This window comes from Pseudomonas sp. GW456-L13 (genome assembly GCF_017350115.1).
Lineage (GTDB): Bacteria > Pseudomonadota > Gammaproteobacteria > Pseudomonadales > Pseudomonadaceae > Aquipseudomonas > Aquipseudomonas jessenii.
The window spans coordinates 1757700-1775872 of sequence record NZ_JACNAS010000002.1; the positions used below are offsets into that span (position 1 = coordinate 1757700).

Here is an 18173-nt window from a genome sequence, read left to right on the forward strand (position 1 = left end):
CCCCAAAATCCTATACCCCTATTTCTCAGGTACATCGCATTAATCTGATTGCGGGTGCTGCGCACCCGAACGGGGGCAAGCCCCCTCGCCACAGGGCGCAATCAAATGACAAAGCTTTGCCGTTGCCTCGATCATCTGCCCACTCGGCCGCTCAAGGCCCTTGTCCGTCACCAGGCGCAATTGCCCTTGTGCCACCGCCGCCACCTGTGGCCAGGCTTTCCACGCATCAAGCTGCGCCTGATCGCTGGCCAGAATCACCTCGGGATTACGCTGCAACACCGCCTCCACACTGACTTGCGGTGCCGGCAGCTTCAGGTCGGCAAACACGTTTTGCGCACCGCAGGCCTCCAGCGCATCGCTGATGATCTGCTCGCCGCCAACCGTATACAGCGGCCGATCCCAGACCTGATAGAACACTCGTAACGGCTTGTCCCGGCGATAGCGCTGGCGCAATTCATCCAGCCGCTGGCGTAGATCGCTGGCCAATGAAATTCCGCGTTCAGGCCGATCCAGCTGAGCAGCAATGGCTTCGATCTGCACCGTGAGCTGGTCCAGGCTGCGGGGTTCGGCGACGTAGGTGGGAATATTCAGTCGCTTGAGCTGGTCACGCTGGGCCGGGCCGACACTACCGGGCCATAGCAGCAACAGATCGGGCTTCAGGCTGAGCAAGCGCTCCATGTCCAGCTGGCCATAGCGGCCAACGGAGGGCAGATCCTTGAGTTCGGCAGGTCGCTCACCGGCGTCCAGCACACCGACCAGGAGGTCGGCGGAGCCCAGTTCAACGACGATTTCAGAGAGCGACGGTGCGAGGCTGACAACCCGTTCGACCGCGACGGCCGAGCCACTGGCGGCCAGCAGCAACACCGCCAGCCAGAGCGCGCGCATCAACCGAGTTGACGCGGAATACGGTAGAGGTAGAACAACACGGCGGTCGACAGTGCCAGCAGCATCAGCGGCACGGCTTCGAGACCGACGAACACCGCCAGGGCAGCGATCCAGGCCGGCAGCCCGGCAGCCAGGAATGCCGTGCGCCGCTTGGCCGCCAGACTGATCCAGGCAGCAGGTTCTTCAGGGGTATCGAGGGCTTTCTGGGTGGCGATCAGTGCGTGTTTGTAGGCGCCGAAAAACTTCAGGCTGACAAACATCGAGGCAACTCCGGCGATGAACAACGGCATCGCCAGCACCGGCAGAATGGCTTCGCTCTGGCCGAACACCGCGTTGATCACAAACAGGGGCAACAAGGCCAGTGCCAGGTATTGCCACCAGTTGACGGACAGTCGCCGCCGCACCTGACCGCGGGTCACGCCCGGTCTACCTCGCCCTGATGCTCATTGCCCATCATATGATCGAGCTTGCTGGCCTTGGTCGCCAGGTAGAGTCGGTTATGCGGGTTGTGGCCGGTGTGCAGCGGCACGCGCTCGGCGACCACGATACCCATGTCGGTCAAGGCTTTGACCTTGCGCGGGTTGTTGGTCATCAGGCGCAGTGACTTCACGCCCAGGTGCTCCAGCATCGGCAGGCACATGGCGTAGTCACGCTGGTCGGCGGCAAAGCCCAGGCGCTCGTTGGCTTCAACGGTGTCGGCGCCACCGTCCTGCAGCTCATAGGCGCGGATCTTGTTCAGCAGACCAATGCCCCGGCCTTCCTGTCGTAGGTAGAGCAATACGCCACGACCTTCGCGGGCGATGGCTTGCAAGGCGGCCTCCAGTTGCGAGCCGCAGTCGCAACGCTGGCTGAACAGGGCATCGCCCGTCAGGCATTCGGAGTGCAGCCGGCCGAGTACCGGGGCACCATCGTCGAATTCACCCAGGCTCAGCACAACGTGCTCGCGGCCGGTGGCTTCATCGAGAAAGCCATGCATGGTGAATTGCGCAAAAGGCGTTGGCAGCTTGGAAGCGGCGACAAAAACGACAGGCACCGGTGTGCTCCTGATCTAAAAGTCTGAAGATTCGCAGAGCCGGCATTGTAACAGCAGGTTCCGGAGGACGCTTAGGCTGAATTATCGGCGATAACTATCAAAATGTTTGATATACGCCCTGAAGACACTCCCACAAGGTTCAGTATCAGTCCTTGAATCGGGGTCAATTATCTTCAAACGGATAAGGCTGTTTCCAGCGTTCAAAAATCGGTTTCAACTCGCCGCTTTTCACCAGTTGCTCCATGCGCTGGTCGAACAGGGCCATTAACGTGCGTGCCTTCGGGGTCTTGGCAAAGCACAGGTACAGCGGCAACTCGGCGATATGGGTGCGCCGCAGTTGGGACGGATCCTTGGCGCGCTTGATGACCTCATCGACTTCGGTCAGGGCATCGATGTAAAAGTCGGCACGATTGTGGATCAGCATCGACTCGATGCCGGTACGCCGCTGCACTTCGTCGAAGTGGCGCACATTGGGCAAGTAATCCTGGTAGTCGTAGCCACGAACCCAGGCCAGTCGATAATTGCCCAGGGTTTGCGGGGTGGGTACCGGACTGCTGGCCAGGCCCAGGGCATAGATGTGATCAGTGTCGAAGTTCCAATGGGGATAGAGCACACCCTCAGAATCGTCACGATAGGAGCCGACGCAGGCATCGACCTCGCCACGTTCGGCCAGGCCCAGCGAACGTACGTAGGGCTCGGTACGGATGTCGACCTTGACGCCCGCCGGCTCGAACACTTGCCGTAGCACGTCCCAACCCAGTCCATGACCGTCAGCGGCGGTGTAGCCTTCCCACTCTTCGCTGGCCAGATGAATCACCGACGGCGGCGTAGCCCCCCCTCCTCCCGCCTGAACACAAGAGCAAAACATCGCGAACGCCATCACCATCAATCCGCGTACAGTCATCCCCCGCTTCCCCCGATAAACAGCTCTCATGATCAACGCCTGGAAATCCCCGGTCAGGCGAAAAACCACACCAGTCCCTGCATCGCCAACCAGGCGAACACCCCTGCCAGGACATCATCGAGCATGATGCCGACGCCGCCATGTACGTGCCGGTCAATCCAGCGTATCGGCCATGGTTTGAGGATGTCGAAGAAGCGGAACATCAGGAAACCCGCCAGCAACCACTGCCAGCCTTCCGGCACCAGCCACAGGGTGATCCACATCCCGACCATTTCGTCCCAGACGATGCCTTCATGATCGTGTACCCGCAAATCGTCGGCCACTTTGCCGCACAGCCAGAAGCCGAACAGCATGGTGATGCCCAGCATCAGCCAGTAACCCCAGTCGGGCAGCATCTGCCACAACGGAATAAAGGGCAGCGCAACCAACGACCCCCAAGTGCCGGGCGCCTTTGGCAAGGTGCCCGAGCCAAAGCCGAACGCCAGGAAATGCCATGGATTACGCCAGACCGACGGCGGTACGAATTCCGCCGGGACCTGTTTGGGATGATCTGTCACGGTGACTCCCGAAAATGTTGATAACCCCGGGTTTGCGGGGTGATGTCTTTGCCATCGGCGTCCAGCAGCTTCACGCCCTGCCCCGTCACCACTTGACCAATCACATGGATCGGCCAGCCATCGGCCAGCAATAGCGGCAACTCGACGGACGGTAAGGTGAAGGCCAGGACGTAGTCGTCGCCGCCGCTCAGGGCCGCAACCTGTGCGTCCGATTGGCCAAGAAAGTCGACCAGGCTCTGCGACAGTGGCAAACGATCCCGCTCGACTTCGATACCAACCTTCGACGCCAGCGCGATATGCCCGCAGTCAGCGAGCAGGCCGTCGGAGATATCCATCGCCGAAGTGGCCTTGCCCCGTAGCGCCTGCCCCAAACCGAGCTGCGGTTGCGGCGACCAGTAATGCGCCAGCAACGGCTCGGCAATGCGTGCTTCGGCCGTGCGCTGGCCGAGCACCAAGGGCAAGGCACCGGCGGCATTGCCCAGGTTGCCGCCGACACACAGCAGGTCGCCCGGTTGCGCACCGCTGCGGGTCAGCGCCTGACCGGCCGGCACGTGCCCGAACACGGTCATGGTCAGGCTCAGCGGCCCGCGGGTCGTGTCACCGCCCACCAGCGCCACGCCGCAGCTTTGCGCCATCTGGTTCAAACCACGGGCATAGGCTTGCAGCCAATCGGCGGTCACCGTCGGCAAGGTCAGGGCAAGGGTAAAGGCAATCGGGGTGGCGCCCATGGCGGCCAGGTCGCTGACGGCCACGGCCAGCGAGCGCTGACCGAGCAGAAACGGATCGCAGGGATCGGCGAAATGCACGCCGGCCACCAACGTATCGGTAGAAATCGCCATCTGCTCCCCGGAGGGAACAGCCAGCAAGGCGCAGTCATCGCCAATCCCGAGGGCAACGCCTTCGCCGCCCTGCGCACAAGGCGCGGCGGCGAAGAAATTGCGGATCAGCTCAAACTCGCCCATCAGGTATCCTGTCCAAACGCCAATCAGCGCTTGAACGCCTTCACTTCAGCTTCACGCAGACGCGGGGCCAACTTGTCGAGCACACCGTTGACGAACTTGTGGCCGTCGGTGGAACCGAAGACCTTGGCCAGTTCGATACCCTCGTTGATCACAACGCGGTACGGCACGTCGACGCGCTTGAGCAGTTCCCAGGTCGACAGGCGCAGAACGGCCAGTTCAACCGGGTCCAGCTCTTCGATGGTCAAGTCCAGGCATGGCGTGAGCGCGGTGTCGATTTCGGTCTTGAACTGCGGAACCCCGTGCAGGATTTCGCGGAAGTACGCGCCGTCGACATCGCTGAAATCGTTATCGACCCGGAACTGCGCTTCGATCTCGTTCAGCGACTGCTTGGCCATGTGCCATTGGTACAGGGCCTGGGTCGCGAGCTGACGGGCTTCGCGGCGCTTGGCGCTTTTCGATGGCTTGCCGGCATCCGCAGGCTTTGGATCGCGCGGGTTGAAACGATCGCTTTCGTCGCTAATCACTTGGCCTCCAACTGCGCCAGCAGGCTGACCATTTCCAGAGCGGACAGGGCAGCTTCAGCACCTTTGTTGCCGGCCTTGGTGCCGGAACGTTCGATGGCTTGCTCGATGGAATCAACGGTCAGGACGCCGAAAGCGACCGGAACGCCGAACTCCATGGACACCTGGGCCAGGCCCTTGGTGCACTCGCCAGCCACGTATTCGAAGTGCGGAGTGCCGCCACGAATGACCGCGCCCAGGGCGATGATTGCCGCGAATTCGCCTTTCTGGGCGACTTTCTGCGCAACCAGCGGAATTTCGAAGGCGCCAGGTGCGCGGATGATGGTGATGTCGCTTTCGCTCACGCCGTGGCGAACCAGGGCATCAACTGCACCGCTGACCAGGCTTTCAACGACGAAGCTGTTGAAACGGCCCACTACCAGAGCGTAGCGGCCTTTAGGGGCGATGAAGGTACCTTCGATGGTCTTCAGGGTCATTCGTTAGATCTCTTAAAGAGCCGGGACGCGTCTTCTACGCGCCCCTCAGTGATTTATTTGCCGCGAATTCAAGGCCGGGAACAACCGGTCATTATTCGGAGGGCACGTATTCTACAACTTCCAGATCGAAACCGGATATCGCATTAAATTTCATCGGTGCCGACATCAGGCGCATTTTGCGTACGCCAAGGTCGCGCAGGATCTGCGAACCGGCACCGACAGTGCTGTAGGTGGTCGGTTTTTTCACGGCCGCGTGATCGGCGGTTTCGCGAATATGCGCCAGCAACACGTCGCCATCGAGCGGGTGACCGAGCAACAGCACCACGCCGCTTCCAGCCTCGGCAACCGCGGACATGGCGGCGCGCAGGCTCCAGCGGCCCGGTTGCTTGACCATCAGCAGGTCACGCAGCGGGTCCATGTTGTGCACGCGAACCAGGGTCGGCTCTTCGGCACACACGTTGCCCAGGGTCAGTGCCATGTGCACATCGCCTTCCACGGAATCACGATAGGTCACCAGGTTGAATTGGCCCAGTTCGCTGTCCAGTGGCTGCTCGGCAATCCGCTGAACGGTACGTTCGTGGATCATCCGGTAGTGAATCAGGTCGGCGATGGTGCCGATCTTGATGTCGTGTTCGGCGGCAAAGGCTTCCAGCTCGGCGCGACGGGACATGGTGCCGTCGTCGTTCATCACTTCGCAGATCACCCCGCTCGGCTCGAAACCAGCCATGCGTGCCAGGTCGCACGCCGCTTCGGTGTGGCCAGCGCGGGCCAGGGTGCCGCCGGCCTGAGCCATCAGCGGGAAGATGTGGCCCGGGCTGACGATGTCTTCAGCCTTGGCATCACGGGCGGCAGCAGCCTGCACGGTGCGCGCACGGTCGGCGGCGGAAATGCCGGTGGTCACGCCGGTGGCCGCTTCGATCGATACGGTGAACTTGGTGCCGAAACCGGAACCATTGCGCGGCGCCATCAACGGCAGCTTGAGCAGTTCGCAGCGCTCGCGGCTCATCGGCATGCAGATCAGGCCACGGGCGTGCTTGGCCATGAAGTTGATGTGCTCGGGCTTGCAGCACTCGGCGGCCATGATCAGGTCGCCTTCGTTCTCGCGGTCTTCGTCATCCATGAGGATGACCATCTTGCCTTGGCGGATGTCTTCAACCAGTTCTTCGATGCTATTGAGCGCCACAAGGCACCCCCTTGGGTCAGGATTTGAGGTAGCCGTTGGCGGCCAGAAAGCTTTCGGTAATGGTGCTGCCGGCAGTCGGCTCTGCGGCCTTGTCGCCCAGCAGCAGACGCTCCAGGTAACGGGCCAGCAAGTCCACTTCCAGGTTCACCCGGCGGCCTGGCTGGTACGACGCCATGATGGTTTCGCTCAGGGTGTGGGGAATGATGGTCAGCAGGAACTCGGCGCCATCGACTGCGTTCACGGTGAGGCTGGTGCCGTCGACGGTGATCGAGCCTTTATGGGCGATGTACTTCGCCAGGTCCTTTGGCGCGCGGATGCGGAATTCCACGGCGCGCGCATTTTCGGTACGGGCAACCACTTCGCCCACGCCGTCGACGTGACCGCTGACCAGATGCCCGCCGAGGCGAGTGGTCGGGGTCAGGGCTTTTTCCAGATTGACCGGGCTGCCGCTTTTCAGGTCGTTCATGGCGGTGCAGTCGAGGGTTTCACGACTGACGTCCGCCGCAAAGCCATTGCCCGGCAATTCAACGGCAGTCAGGCACACGCCGTTGACCGCGATGCTGTCGCCCAGTTTGACATCGCTCAGGTCGAGCTTGCCGGTTTCGACGTGAACCCGCACATCACCGCCCTTTGGGGTCAATGCACGAATACTGCCGATGGATTCGATGATGCCGGTAAACATGAGGTTCTCCTCGAGAACAAAGCCAACGCTGTAGCGATGGCCAGAAATTATACGCTCGCGGCTGGCGAAGGAATCGCAATGACTCGCCAGTCATCGCCAACGGCACGAATTTCGGTGATTTTGAGTTCCGGCGCATCCTTCATTTGCGCAAGCGGCCAGTCCAGCAGCGGCCGCGCCGAGGAACCCAGGAACTTGCCGGCAATGAAAATCTGGAACTCGTCCACCAGACCGAGTTGGGCAAAGGCACCTGCCAGGCGCGGGCCGGCCTCGACCAGCACTTCGTTGACGCCACGGGTTGCGAGTTCAACCAATAGTTGACGCAGATCGACCTGACCGTCGTAGCCCGGCACGATCAGGCACTCCGGACCGTTGGCATATTGTTCTTCAACCGCCACGCAGGTGGCGACCAGCGCCGGGCCTGCCTTGAAGAACGGTGCATCCAGCGGCACCCGCAGGCGGCCGTCGACCAACACCCGCAGCGGCGGACGGCTCATGACCAAGGCTGTTTGCTCTGCATCCAGCCCCAACTCATCGGCGCGCACGGTCAACCGTGCGTGGTCCGCCAGCACCGTATCGGCACCGGTCAGTACCACACTGGCTTGCGCGCGCAGACGCTGCACTGCCGAGCGCGCCGCCGGGCCGGTGATCCACTGGCTTTCGCCGCTTTCCATGGCGGTTCGCCCGTCGAGGCTCATGGCCAACTTGACCCGCACGAACGGCAAGCCGTGTTCCATGCGTTTCAGAAAGCCTTGATTAAGCTTGCGCGCCTCGCCTTCCAGCACGCCGCTTTCGGTGGCGATACCGGCCTGTGTCAGGCGTTGCAGACCGCGACCGGCGACTTCCGGGTTCGGGTCCTGCATCGCCGCGACCACGCGGGCCACACCGGCATTGACCAGTGCATCGGCACAGGGCGGCGTACGGCCGTGATGGCTGCAAGGTTCAAGCGTCACGTAAGCGGTGGCGCCACGAGCCTGCTCACCAGCCGCGCGCAGGGCGTGGACTTCAGCGTGGGGCTCGCCGGCGCGCTCGTGCCAGCCTTCGCCGACAATCTGCCCGCCCTGCACGATCACGCAACCGACCCGCGGATTGGGGTGCGTCGTGTAATGCCCCTTGCGCGCCAGTTCCAGGGCACGGGCCATGAAATGGGCGTCGAGGATGGCTTGTTCGGCGCAAGTGGTCATTCTTTCACCGGTTCACGGGCCAGGCGATCGATCTCTTCGCGGAACTCGTTGAGGTCCTGGAAGCGGCGATACACCGAAGCGAAGCGGATGTAGGCGACTTCGTCGAGCTTCTGCAGCTCGGCCATCACCAGTTCGCCGACCACGAGGGATTTGACCTCGCGTTCGCCGGTGGCGCGCAGTTTGTGTTTGATGTGCACCAGCGACGATTCGAGGCGCTCGACACTCACCGGGCGCTTTTCCAGCGCGCGCTGCATGCCGGCGCGGAGTTTTTCTTCGTCGAACGGCTGGCGACTGCCGTCGGTTTTGATCAGGCGCGGCAACACCAGTTCAGCCGTCTCGAACGTCGTGAAACGCTCGCCGCAGGCCAGGCATTCACGCCGGCGGCGCACCTGTTCGCCCTCGGCGACCAGACGCGAGTCGATGACCTTGGTGTCGTTGGCACCGCAGAAGGGACAGTGCATGGTGGCAGGCAACAAAAAAAGGGAGGGCCATGGTAGCGCATCCCCGTGGCAAGACAAGCCATAGGGTTTGCGGTATACAGACGGGATGATCACTTGATCCATGGAATTCAGCGTTATGGAGCCACCAATGTCGTTACGTCCGCTCATTTTGCTCAGTGTTTTCAGCCTGCTGGTGGCCTGCAGCAGCGATGCACCCAAGCCCCAGCCGCCAACGCCTGGCCCGGTGCCGCAGCAAGCGCAGAAGAAAGCCCGGGAGGCGGCCGCACTCGGCCCTCTGCCCGCCCATCAGCGTGAACTGAGCGGCACCTTGCAAGGCGTTCCAGCTGGCGCTGAAGTCGAACTGGCATTGCTGGTGATCGACGATAAGGACCGCCCGCAACAATTGCTCGCCAGCTCCAGCCTGATCGGCAACAACCAGGTTCTGCCGTTTCACCTGCGCTTCAATCCGGAATCCTTCCCGGCCGGGGCCCGCGTTGAACTGCGAGGCCGCGCCAGTCAGTCCGGGCAGTTGATCCTGCACCTGCCGTCGCAACTGATTACCCAGCCGACCACCCAGGCCCTGGGCCAACTGCAATTCGTCAAAGCCCCATGAGTGCACCGTTCGACCTGCAAAAGGCGTTGGGTGAACTGCTCGGTGATGCGCAATTGGTCGCCTGTGAGTTACCAGGGACCGACCTGAAGTTGTGGCTGATCGACGGCGACAACATGGACCGCGCCTTCAGCCCGGAAGAGACCCGGCGCATCCTGCATGAGCCGCCGTACTGGAGTTTCTGCTGGGCCAGCGGCCTGGCCGTGGCCCGCTATCTGGCCGAAAACCCCCATTGGGTCGAAGGCAAGCGGGTACTGGATTTCGGTGCCGGCTCCGGGGTGGCGGGGATTGCGGCGGCGAAGGCCGGGGCGCTCGAAGTACTGGCCTGCGACCTCGACCCGCTGGCGATTGCCGCGTGTCGGGCCAATGCCGAGCTCAATAACGTACAGCTCAATTACTCGACGGACTTTTTCGCCGAGGCCGATCGCTTCGATCTGATCCTGGTGGCGGATGTACTGTACGACCGGGCCAACCTGCCGCTGCTCGACCAGTTCCTCAGTCGCGGCCGAGAGGCGCTGGTGGCGGATTCACGCGTCAGGGATTTCCGTCATCCGTTGTACCGGCGCATCGAAATGCTCGAAGCCATGACCCTGCCGGATCTGGCCGAGCCCCACGAGTTTCGGCATGTGAGCCTGTACCACGCGCAGCGCTAGCTAAAGGCATCGCGAGCAAGCTCGCTCCTGCACTGGACCCGCGTCGTCCACAAATCCCCTGTGGGAGCGAGCTTGCTCGCGATGACGTCCTGTCAGACGAAACATCTCTAACGGCCACCCCGCTTCCGGCGCGCCCCCACCAAGTCGTATAGTTGCCCCATTCACGCTTTTACGAGATTGCCCATGAGTCAGGAAACGCCGTACATCTTCGACGCCACGACTGCCGATTTCGACCAGTCGGTGATCGAGAACTCCTTCCACAAGCCAGTGCTGGTGGATTTCTGGGCCGAATGGTGCGCACCTTGCAAAGTGCTGATGCCGATGCTGCAGAGCATTGCCGAGAGCTATCAGGGTGAGTTGCTGCTGGCCAAGGTCAACTGTGACATCGAACAAGACATCGTCGCCCGCTTCGGCATCCGCAGCCTGCCGACCGTGGTGCTGTTCAAGGACGGCCAGCCTGTCGATGGCTTTGCCGGTGCGCAGCCGGAGTCGGCCGTGCGTGCCCTGCTCGAACCCCATGTGCAGATGCCGCCACCGGCCGCCGCCGATCCGTTCGAACAGGCCCAGGCGCTGTTCGACGACAGCCGTTTCGCCGATGCCGAAGCGCAGCTCAAAGTGATCCTGGGTGAAGACAACACCAACGCCAAGGCACTGATCCTGTACGCCCGCTGCCTGACCGAGCGCGGTGAACTGGGCGAAGCGCAAACCGTGCTGGATGCGGTCAAGAGCGATGAGCACAAGGCCGCGCTGGCCGGCGCCAAGGCACAGATCAAGTTTCTCGGGCTGGCCAGGGACTTGCCGGATGCCGCCGACCTGAAGGCCCGACTGGCGAAAGACCCGCTGGACGATGAGGCGGTCTATCAACTGGCGATCCAGCAACTGGCCCGTCAGCAGTACGACGCCGCGCTGGATGCATTGCTGAAGTTGTTCACCCGCAACCGCAGCTACAGCGAAGGCTTGCCGCACAAGACCTTGTTGCAGGTGTTCGAATTGCTGGGCAACGATCATCCGTTGGTCAGCACGTACCGCCGCAAGTTGTTTGCTGCGCTGTACTAAATCGACCCTGTAGGAGCGAGCTTGCTCGCGAAAAACCTGAGAGCACCGAGGTGAATCAGGTTTCCCGCGTTATCGTTGACGCCCATCGCGAGCAAGCTCGCTCCTACACCAACCAGCGATACAGCGGTGTATCCCCGCCGCTTTCCACCTTCACGTCCGAACTATGGCGCAAGCGCACCAACAGACGCTTGCCCGCCGCCGCGCTGCCAGTCAATCCTTCCAGTTGATCGAGCAGGTCCGGCCCGCTGAGCTGCCCGGCCTTGCGCAGCAAATCCCGGGCGATCTGCCACAGCGCATCATCCTGGTTCAACGGTTTCGCCGCTGGCACGCTGACCGGGGGTTTTTCCACCTGCAACTGCGCCCCTAGTCGCGCCCAGTCCGCGTCGTCCATCTCCAGGGTCAAATCCACCGGCCAGTCGCCGATGCTTCCGCGAATTCGCAACATGGGTCTGCTCCCGCACATTTCTTCCCTGCATGCTCCCATGGGACTTGTGCAACGCCAAGCAGACAGTCAAACTCTGCGCAATTACGTTATAAGATTACATAACAATTTCTTCATTTTACTTTTCGGAGACTCGCCATGCGTCGTCTGCTTCTCGCCCTGCCGTTTGCCATGTTGCCGCTGGCTGTCGCCCATGCCGCCGACGAACACGATCATGAGCATGGCAGCCTGGGTGCCCACGAACATGGCGTGGGACGCCTGAATGCGGCGCTGGACGGCAAGACCCTGGAGCTGGAACTGGAAAGCCCGGCCATGAACCTGGTGGGGTTCGAGCACGTCGCCACCAGCGACGCAGACAAAGCCAAAGTCGCCGCCGCCCGCGCCCGACTGGAGCAACCGCTGGCCCTGTTCAACCTGCCAAAAGCCGCGGGTTGCGTGGTGGAAAACCAGGAACTGGAAAGCCCGTTGTTCGGTGATAAACCCGATGCCGACGATGATCACGATGAAGACGCCAAGGACGAAGACGGCCACGAACATCACCATGATCACACCGAAATCCACGCGCGTTATCAGTTCACCTGCGCCACACCGGCGGCCCTGAAGTCGCTGGACCTGGCGAATATATTCACCAGCTTCCCGGCCACCCGGAAAATTCAGGTACAACTGATCGGCCCGAGCGGGCAGCAAGGCGTTGAAGTGACGGACAAGGCTGCCGCGCTGAAATTCTGACCCACTGTAGGAGCGAGCTTGCTCGCGATGGACGCCAACGATAACGCGGGCAACCTGATTCACCTCGGTGCTCTCAGGTTTTTCGCGAGCAGGCTCGCTCCTACAAGGGTTCACCACCAACCAGACCGGTTTCACATGACCCAAGCACTCATCGAACTGTCCGACCTGGGCTTCAGCTGGCCCGGTCACCCGCCGCTGCTGGACATCCCCGCGTTTCGCCTGGAGCGCGGCGAAACCCTGTTCCTCAAAGGCCCGAGCGGCAGCGGCAAGACCACCCTGCTCGGTCTGCTCGGCGGCGTGCAAAAGCCTGATCGCGGCAGCATCCGCCTGCTCGGCCAGGAGCTGACGCAACTCTCGGCCGGCGCCCGCGACCACTTCCGCGTCGATCACACCGGCTACATCTTTCAGCAGTTCAACCTGCTGCCGTTTCTGTCGGTGCGTGAAAACGTCGAACTGCCCTGCCACTTCTCGAAACTGCGCGCCGAACGGGCGAAACAACGTCACGGCAGCGTCGACAAAGCCGCCGCCACACTGCTCGCCCATCTGGGTTTGAAGGATGAAAACATCCTCGGTCGCCGCGCTGATTCGTTGTCCATCGGCCAGCAGCAACGGGTCGCCGCCGCCCGCGCACTGATCGGTCAACCGGAACTGGTGATCGCCGACGAACCGACCTCAGCCCTCGATTACGACGCCCGCGAGAACTTCATTCGCCTGCTGTTCGCCGAGTGCCGCGAAGCCGGCTCGAGCCTGTTGTTCGTCAGCCACGACCAGAGCCTGGCGCCGCTGTTCGACCACAACCTGTCGCTGGCCGAACTCAATCGCGCCGCTACCCCGTCCGAGGTCTGAGATGTATCTGTTTCGTCTAGCCATGGCCAGCCTGGCTAACCGTCGTTTCACTGCGATCCTCACCGCGTTCGCCATCGCCCTGTCGGTGTGCCTGTTGCTGGCAGTGGAGCGCGTGCGCACCGAAGCCAAGGCCAGTTTCGCCAGCACAATAAGCGGCACCGACCTGATCGTCGGCGCCCGCTCAGGCTCGGTGAACCTGCTGCTGTACTCGGTGTTCCGCATCGGCAACGCCACCAACAACATCCGCTGGGACAGCTTCGAACACTTCGCCAGCAACCCGAAAGTGAAGTGGGCGATCCCGATGTCCCTCGGCGACTCCCATCGCGGCTACCGGGTGATGGGCACCACCGAAGCCTACTTCGAGCATTACCAGTACGGGCGCCAGCAACACCTGCAACTGAGCGATGGCCGCGCCTTTGCCACTGACCCGTTCGAAGTGGTGCTCGGTGCCGAAGTGGCCGATGCACTGCACTACAAACTCGGTGACAAACTGGTGCTGGCCCACGGCGTGGCGGCGATCAGCCTGGTCAAGCACGACGACAAACCGTTCACTGTGGTCGGCATTCTCAAGCGCACCGGCACACCGGTGGACCGCACACTGCACATCAGCCTCGGTGGCATGGAAGCGATTCACATCGACTGGCATAACGGCGTGCCGGCCCGGGGCGAGGGCCGCATCACGGCTGATCAGGCGCGCAACATGGACCTCACGCCGCAAGCGATCACCGCGTTCATGCTCGGCCTCAACAACAAGATTTCGACCTTTGCCCTGCAACGGGAAATCAACGAATTCCGCGGCGAGCCGATGCTGGCGATCCTGCCAGGCGTAGCGTTGCAAGAGCTGTGGAGTCTGATGGGCACCGCGGAAAAAGCCTTGTTCGTGGTATCGCTGTTTGTGGTGCTGACCGGGTTGATCGGCATGCTCACAGCGATTCTCACCAGCCTCAACGAGCGCCGTCGGGAAATGGCGATCCTGCGCTCGGTGGGCGCACGCCCCTGGCACATCGCGACGCTGTTGGTACTCGAAGCCTTTGCCCTGGCGCTGTCGGGCGTGATCGCCGGCGTGGCGTTGCTGTATGTGTGCATCGCGGCGGCCCAAGGTTATGTGCAAGCCAACTACGGCCTGTTCCTGCCGCTGTCCTGGCCGAGCGAGTATGAATGGACGCTGCTCGGTGGCATCCTGATCGCCGCGTTGCTGATGGGCAGCGTGCCGGCCTGGCGCGCCTATCGCCAATCCCTGGCCGATGGCTTGTCGATCCGTTTATGAGGACGTTGAAAATGCCCCGCGCTGTACTTGCGCTGTTGATGCTGGTCGCCCTGCCCCTGTGGGCGGCCCAGCCAAAAGACCTGGCCTGGTCGGAGATGATCCCGCCCGACGCGCCGAAAGAAGTGCCGAACATGACGCCGTTGCATGATCTGTCGCAGATGAGCAGCACGCTCTCTGCAGAGTCGGCGCCAGCAGCCAAGCAGGACATGCCCAACGCACCGGTGGTCAAGACCCTCGACGGCCAGAACATTCGCCTGCCGGGTTACATCGTGCCGCTGGAAGTGAGCGAGGAAGGCCGTACCACGGAGTTTCTGCTGGTGCCGTATTTCGGCGCCTGCATCCATGTGCCGCCACCGCCGTCGAACCAGATCGTGCACGTCAAGAGCGAAGTCGGCGTGAAGCTGGACGAGTTGTATCAGCCTTACTGGATCGAAGGCGCGTTGCAGGTCAAGGCGTCCACCAGCGAGTTGGCGGATGCCGGGTATCAGATGGAGGCGGACAAGATTTATCTGTATGAACTGCCGGAGTGAATCAGGTCGTTTTGTGTCGACTGTCAGTCCGCCATCGCGAGCAAGCTCGCTCCCACAGGGGATCACATGCCTCCTGTGGGAGCGAGCTTGCTCGCGATGAGGCCATCAGAAACATCACAAATTCCAGTCCTTGCCACTTTCATTGAGCTGCATCAAAAGACCGAATAGTTAGCCGGCTTACCATTGGACATCGAACATTTTTAACGTCCTCTGGAGCCCCCATGAACAAGTCCATGCTCAGCGCTTCGCTGGTTGCCCTTGCGCTCGCAGCCCCGCTCGCCAATGCCTTCGAAGCCGGTGACATCCTCCTTCGCGCCGGCGCCATCACCGTCAACCCGGAAGCCGACAGCTCCAGCGTCAAGGTCGATCAAGGCCCGCTGGCGGGCGCCGACCTGGGCGGCAAGGCGACCATGAGCAGCGACACGCAACTGGGCTTGAACTTCGCCTACATGCTCACCAACCACCTGGGTATCGAACTGCTGGCGGCCACACCGTTCGAGCATGACGTGAAACTCAAGGGCACGGCCCTGAGCGCGGCCAACGGCAAACTCGGCACCCTCAAGCACCTGCCACCGACCTTGAGCCTGGTGTACTACCCGCTGGACCCGAAGTCGGCCTTCCAGCCGTACGTCGGCGGCGGCATCAACTACACCTATATCTACGACGAACACGTTGGCAGCCAGGCCCAGGCCGCCGGCTTCAGCAACTTCAAGGCGGAAAACTCCTGGGGTCTGGCGTGGCAGGTCGGTGCTGACTACATGCTGACCGATAACATCATGATCAACGCCCAGGTGCGCTACATCGACATCGATACCCGCGCCACCGTCGAGAACAACTCGATCGCACCAGGCACCCGGGCACGGGTGGACGTCGATGTAGACCCGTTCATCTACATGGTGGGTCTGGGTTACAAGTTCTAAAGAACGTTCACGTGGTGGTGAATGAGGCTTGGTGGTGAGCAGACTTAAAAATGACGGCGACTGCTGCGCAGTCGAACGGGGGTGAGCCCCCTCGCCACAGGAATTACACAAGCTGAAAGTAAATTCCGGCCGTGAAAAAGGCGCCTGTAAAAAGGCGCCTTTTTCATTTCCGCAGGGAAGCGATCTATCGCCCCAGCAACCGCGCCAGCCCCACGCGCATCGGTGTCTGCTCTGTGGTACTGAAGCGTTCCAACAGGCGCCGGTTGTTCGCCCGTGAATGACGAATGTCGCCGGAGCGCGCCGGGCCGTAGCTCACCGGTGGCAACTTGCCGACCACGGCTTCGAGCGCTTCGAGCATTTGCTTGAGGGTCGTCGCCTGGTTCCAGCCAACGTTTACCGCACCGACTTCGACCTGGGGCATTTCGATGGCCTGCACCAGCAAGTCGACCAGGTCTTCGACGTAGACAAAATCCCGGGTCTGCTCGCCATCGCCGAACACCGTGATCGGCAAGCCCTTCAGTGCACGCTCGCTGAAAATGCTGATCACCCCGGAGTATGGCGAGGACGGATCCTGGCGCGGGCCGTAGATGTTGAAGAAGCGGAAAATCACCGGTTCCAGCCCATGCTGGCGATGGTAGAAGTCGAAGTATTGCTCGCTGGCCAGCTTGTCCACCGCATAAGGCGTCAACGGCGCCTTGGGCGTGTCTTCGTCGATCGACTCACCTTCGCCATTGTTGCCATACACCGCCGCACTGGAGGCAAACAGCACGCGTTTGACCCCGGTCTGGCGCATGGCTTCGCAGACGTTCAGCGTGCCGATGAAATTGCTCTGGTGTGTGCGCACCGGATCGTCCACCGAGGCCTGCACCGAAGCCACGGCGGCCAGGTGCGCCACAGCGCTGCATCCGGCCATCGCCTGGGCAACCAAAGCCGCATCGGCCACGTCGCCGACGATCAGTTCGACCCTGGGATTATCCAGCGGCAGATTGCTGTGCTTGCCGGTGGACAGGTCATCGAGAATCCGCACAGCATGGCCCCTGGCAAGCAGGGCGTCAGTCAGGTGTGAACCAATGAAACCGGCACCACCGGTGATCAAAACGGGGTTGTCAGCCATGGCGATAGAACCTGTCCAGTAGACCGGGAAGCGCCGCACGCCAGGCGCGTGGTTTGATTCCAAAGGTGTGCAGAATTTTTTTGCAGGCCAGTACCGCGTGTTGCGGTTCTTCGGCGGCATCCGGACGCGCGGCGTGGGCCTGGGCGGTCGGGGCTTCGATGGCCAGCGGATGCAGGCTGCGGGCTTCGGTCAGAATCGCCTGCCCCAGCGCCAGCGGCGTAGTCGCCTCATGCCCGGCGTAGTGGTAGGTGCCCCACAGCGGCGCCGCGCAATCGAGTTGCTTGAGCACTGAAATGATCACGCGGGCGGCATCGTCGACCGGCGTCGGATTGCCCCGTCGGTCGTCGGCCATCAGCAGCTCTTCGGGTTGTTCGGCACGGGCGAGGAAGCGGCCAAGGGCACCGTCCGGGCTGTCGTCCAGCAGCCAGCCGAAACGCAGCAGCACGTGTTGCGGGCAGGTGGCGCGCACGCTTTGCTCGATCCGCCACAACGCCTGACCCCGCAAGCCCAGGGGCACCGGTTCGTCTTTTTCGCTGTAGGCGGTGGCGCGGGAGCCGTCGAACACGCGATAGCTGGAGGGTTGCAGCAGGACGATGTTGTGGTGCTGGCACAGTTCCGCCAGACGCTCGATCGCGCGCTCCTGGCCGGCCAGGCGCGATTCGCTCACCGCCTCGGCCTGAAACCAGTCGAAGTAGTAGGCAAGGTTGATCAATGCATCGGGACGGGTGTCGTCGAGCAGTTGTGTCAGGCTCGCGGCATCCCAGCCGTCTTCGGGCGGGCGGGGGGCGAGGAAACCGATGTCTTCCTCCGCACCGAGGCGAATCAGCGCCTGCCCAAGGGCATTTCCGCCGCCCAGTAACATAAGGCGCATTCGCATAGAGTCAGCAGGCCCAGTCTGATTGAAACGATGGCTTTATCGACATCGCGCCCAGGCGATGTCGTTGATAATTGCCGGAATCGTTGCATTTTGCGGGTTTAGTGCGCAACCGTCACCCGTAAAGTGTAGATCCGGGGGATTTGTGGTGCTGTCACTGGCCTCATCGCGAGCAAGCTCGCTCCCACAATGGCTTTGTGTAAACCGCCCCCCTGTGGGAGCAAGCTAGCTCCCACAATGGTTTTGTGTAAGCCGCCCCTCTGTGGGAGCGAGCTTGCTCGCGATGGGGTCCTGTCAGTCAACAGAGA

Annotated in this window: 23 protein-coding genes; 8 read left to right on the forward strand and 15 right to left on the reverse strand. The window is 62.0% G+C overall.

The window, feature by feature from the left end; translation table 11 throughout:
• Nucleotides 1-39: 39 nt before the first annotated feature.
• From J4D25_RS22105 to nrdR, 12 genes are all read right to left on the reverse strand, one after another.
• Nucleotides 40-885 carry a cobalamin-binding protein gene (locus J4D25_RS22105; RefSeq protein WP_057713131.1) on the reverse strand — a complete coding sequence of 282 codons (846 nt, stop codon included), beginning with the start codon at nt 883-885 and terminating at the stop codon, nt 40-42.
• Nucleotides 885-1304 carry a hypothetical protein gene (locus tag J4D25_RS22110; protein WP_057713130.1) on the reverse strand — a complete coding sequence of 140 codons (420 nt, stop codon included), beginning with the start codon at nt 1302-1304 and terminating at the stop codon, nt 885-887. Before J4D25_RS22110 ends, J4D25_RS22105 begins: the two co-directional genes overlap by 1 nt.
• Nucleotides 1301-1918: a GTP cyclohydrolase II gene (gene ribA, locus J4D25_RS22115; RefSeq protein WP_008053837.1), complete on the reverse strand. Its 618-nt coding sequence runs from the start codon at nt 1916-1918 to the stop codon at nt 1301-1303. The genes J4D25_RS22110 and ribA overlap by 4 nt, the downstream gene beginning before the upstream one ends.
• 163 nt (nt 1919-2081) lie before the next feature.
• Nucleotides 2082-2822, reverse strand: coding sequence for an ABC transporter substrate-binding protein (locus J4D25_RS22120; RefSeq protein ID WP_057713129.1), 741 nt, complete (start codon nt 2820-2822; stop codon nt 2082-2084).
• A 53-nt stretch (nt 2823-2875) separates the two neighbouring features.
• A complete protein-coding gene (locus tag J4D25_RS22125; protein ID WP_007970166.1) occupies nt 2876-3379 on the reverse strand; it encodes a phosphatidylglycerophosphatase A in 504 nt (167 codons plus the stop codon).
• The gene (gene thiL / locus J4D25_RS22130) at nt 3376-4341 is read right to left on the reverse strand and encodes a thiamine-phosphate kinase (protein WP_057713128.1); all 966 of its coding nucleotides are present in this window, start codon (nt 4339-4341) and stop codon (nt 3376-3378) included. The genes J4D25_RS22125 and thiL overlap by 4 nt, the downstream gene beginning before the upstream one ends.
• A 23-nt stretch (nt 4342-4364) precedes the next feature.
• Nucleotides 4365-4865, reverse strand: a complete 501-nt coding sequence (gene nusB / locus J4D25_RS22135) for a transcription antitermination factor NusB (RefSeq protein WP_057713127.1) — start codon at nt 4863-4865, stop codon at nt 4365-4367.
• Nucleotides 4862-5338 (reverse strand): 6,7-dimethyl-8-ribityllumazine synthase, encoded by a 477-nt coding sequence (gene ribE / locus J4D25_RS22140; protein WP_003228649.1) that lies wholly within the window; start codon nt 5336-5338, stop codon nt 4862-4864. The genes nusB and ribE overlap by 4 nt, the downstream gene beginning before the upstream one ends.
• Before the next feature lie 91 nt (nt 5339-5429).
• On the reverse strand, nt 5430-6521 hold the full coding sequence (gene ribBA, locus J4D25_RS22145; RefSeq protein ID WP_007970163.1) for a bifunctional 3,4-dihydroxy-2-butanone-4-phosphate synthase/GTP cyclohydrolase II: 1092 nt from the start codon (nt 6519-6521) through the stop codon (nt 5430-5432).
• A 16-nt stretch (nt 6522-6537) separates the two neighbouring features.
• Nucleotides 6538-7203 (reverse strand): riboflavin synthase, encoded by a 666-nt coding sequence (locus J4D25_RS22150; RefSeq protein WP_008018158.1) that lies wholly within the window; start codon nt 7201-7203, stop codon nt 6538-6540.
• Nucleotides 7204-7250: 47 nt separating this feature from the next.
• Complete coding sequence (gene ribD / locus J4D25_RS22155; protein ID WP_057713126.1) at nt 7251-8384, reverse strand: bifunctional diaminohydroxyphosphoribosylaminopyrimidine deaminase/5-amino-6-(5-phosphoribosylamino)uracil reductase RibD; 1134 nt, start codon at nt 8382-8384, stop codon at nt 7251-7253.
• Nucleotides 8381-8845, reverse strand: a complete 465-nt coding sequence (gene nrdR / locus J4D25_RS22160) for a transcriptional regulator NrdR (RefSeq protein ID WP_003228656.1) — start codon at nt 8843-8845, stop codon at nt 8381-8383. The genes ribD and nrdR overlap by 4 nt, the downstream gene beginning before the upstream one ends.
• Before the next feature lie 127 nt (nt 8846-8972).
• Here nrdR and J4D25_RS22165 point away from each other — a divergent pair, with 127 nt between their 5' ends.
• From J4D25_RS22165 to trxA, 3 genes are all read left to right on the forward strand, one after another.
• The gene (locus J4D25_RS22165) at nt 8973-9437 is read left to right on the forward strand and encodes a YbaY family lipoprotein (RefSeq protein WP_057713125.1); all 465 of its coding nucleotides are present in this window, start codon (nt 8973-8975) and stop codon (nt 9435-9437) included.
• Entirely contained in the window at nt 9434-10087 is a 654-nt protein-coding gene (locus tag J4D25_RS22170; RefSeq protein WP_057713124.1) for a methyltransferase, read from the forward strand. The genes J4D25_RS22165 and J4D25_RS22170 overlap by 4 nt, the downstream gene beginning before the upstream one ends.
• 183 nt (nt 10088-10270) lie before the next feature.
• The gene (gene trxA / locus J4D25_RS22175; RefSeq protein ID WP_057713123.1) at nt 10271-11143 is read left to right on the forward strand and encodes a thioredoxin; all 873 of its coding nucleotides are present in this window, start codon (nt 10271-10273) and stop codon (nt 11141-11143) included.
• Between the two features lie 103 nt (nt 11144-11246).
• Here the strand turns inward: trxA and J4D25_RS22180 are convergent, their stop codons facing one another.
• Nucleotides 11247-11588 (reverse strand): hypothetical protein, encoded by a 342-nt coding sequence (locus J4D25_RS22180; protein WP_057713122.1) that lies wholly within the window; start codon nt 11586-11588, stop codon nt 11247-11249.
• Between the two features lie 135 nt (nt 11589-11723).
• Between J4D25_RS22180 and J4D25_RS22185 the strand changes: the two genes are divergently transcribed.
• From J4D25_RS22185 to J4D25_RS22205, 5 genes are all read left to right on the forward strand, one after another.
• Nucleotides 11724-12314, forward strand: coding sequence for a DUF2796 domain-containing protein (locus J4D25_RS22185; protein ID WP_057713121.1), 591 nt, complete (start codon nt 11724-11726; stop codon nt 12312-12314).
• A 135-nt stretch (nt 12315-12449) separates the two neighbouring features.
• Nucleotides 12450-13160: an ABC transporter ATP-binding protein gene (locus tag J4D25_RS22190; RefSeq protein WP_057713120.1), complete on the forward strand. Its 711-nt coding sequence runs from the start codon at nt 12450-12452 to the stop codon at nt 13158-13160.
• 1 nt (nt 13161) lies between these two features.
• Entirely contained in the window at nt 13162-14427 is a 1266-nt protein-coding gene (locus tag J4D25_RS22195; protein WP_057713119.1) for an ABC transporter permease, read from the forward strand.
• An 11-nt stretch (nt 14428-14438) separates the two neighbouring features.
• Nucleotides 14439-14957 carry a DUF3299 domain-containing protein gene (locus J4D25_RS22200; protein ID WP_057713118.1) on the forward strand — a complete coding sequence of 173 codons (519 nt, stop codon included), beginning with the start codon at nt 14439-14441 and terminating at the stop codon, nt 14955-14957.
• Between the two features lie 221 nt (nt 14958-15178).
• Complete coding sequence (locus J4D25_RS22205) at nt 15179-15877, forward strand: OmpW family protein (RefSeq protein ID WP_057713117.1); 699 nt, start codon at nt 15179-15181, stop codon at nt 15875-15877.
• Between the two features lie 184 nt (nt 15878-16061).
• On the opposite strand, the gene J4D25_RS22210 is transcribed toward J4D25_RS22205, so the two are convergent.
• Together J4D25_RS22210 and J4D25_RS22215 are read right to left on the reverse strand one after the other, a co-directional pair.
• Nucleotides 16062-16991, reverse strand: coding sequence for an NAD-dependent epimerase/dehydratase family protein (locus tag J4D25_RS22210; protein WP_057713116.1), 930 nt, complete (start codon nt 16989-16991; stop codon nt 16062-16064).
• Nucleotides 16984-17868: a sugar nucleotide-binding protein gene (locus tag J4D25_RS22215; protein ID WP_008053852.1), complete on the reverse strand. Its 885-nt coding sequence runs from the start codon at nt 17866-17868 to the stop codon at nt 16984-16986. The genes J4D25_RS22210 and J4D25_RS22215 overlap by 8 nt, the downstream gene beginning before the upstream one ends.
• Nucleotides 17869-18173: the final 305 nt, after the last annotated feature.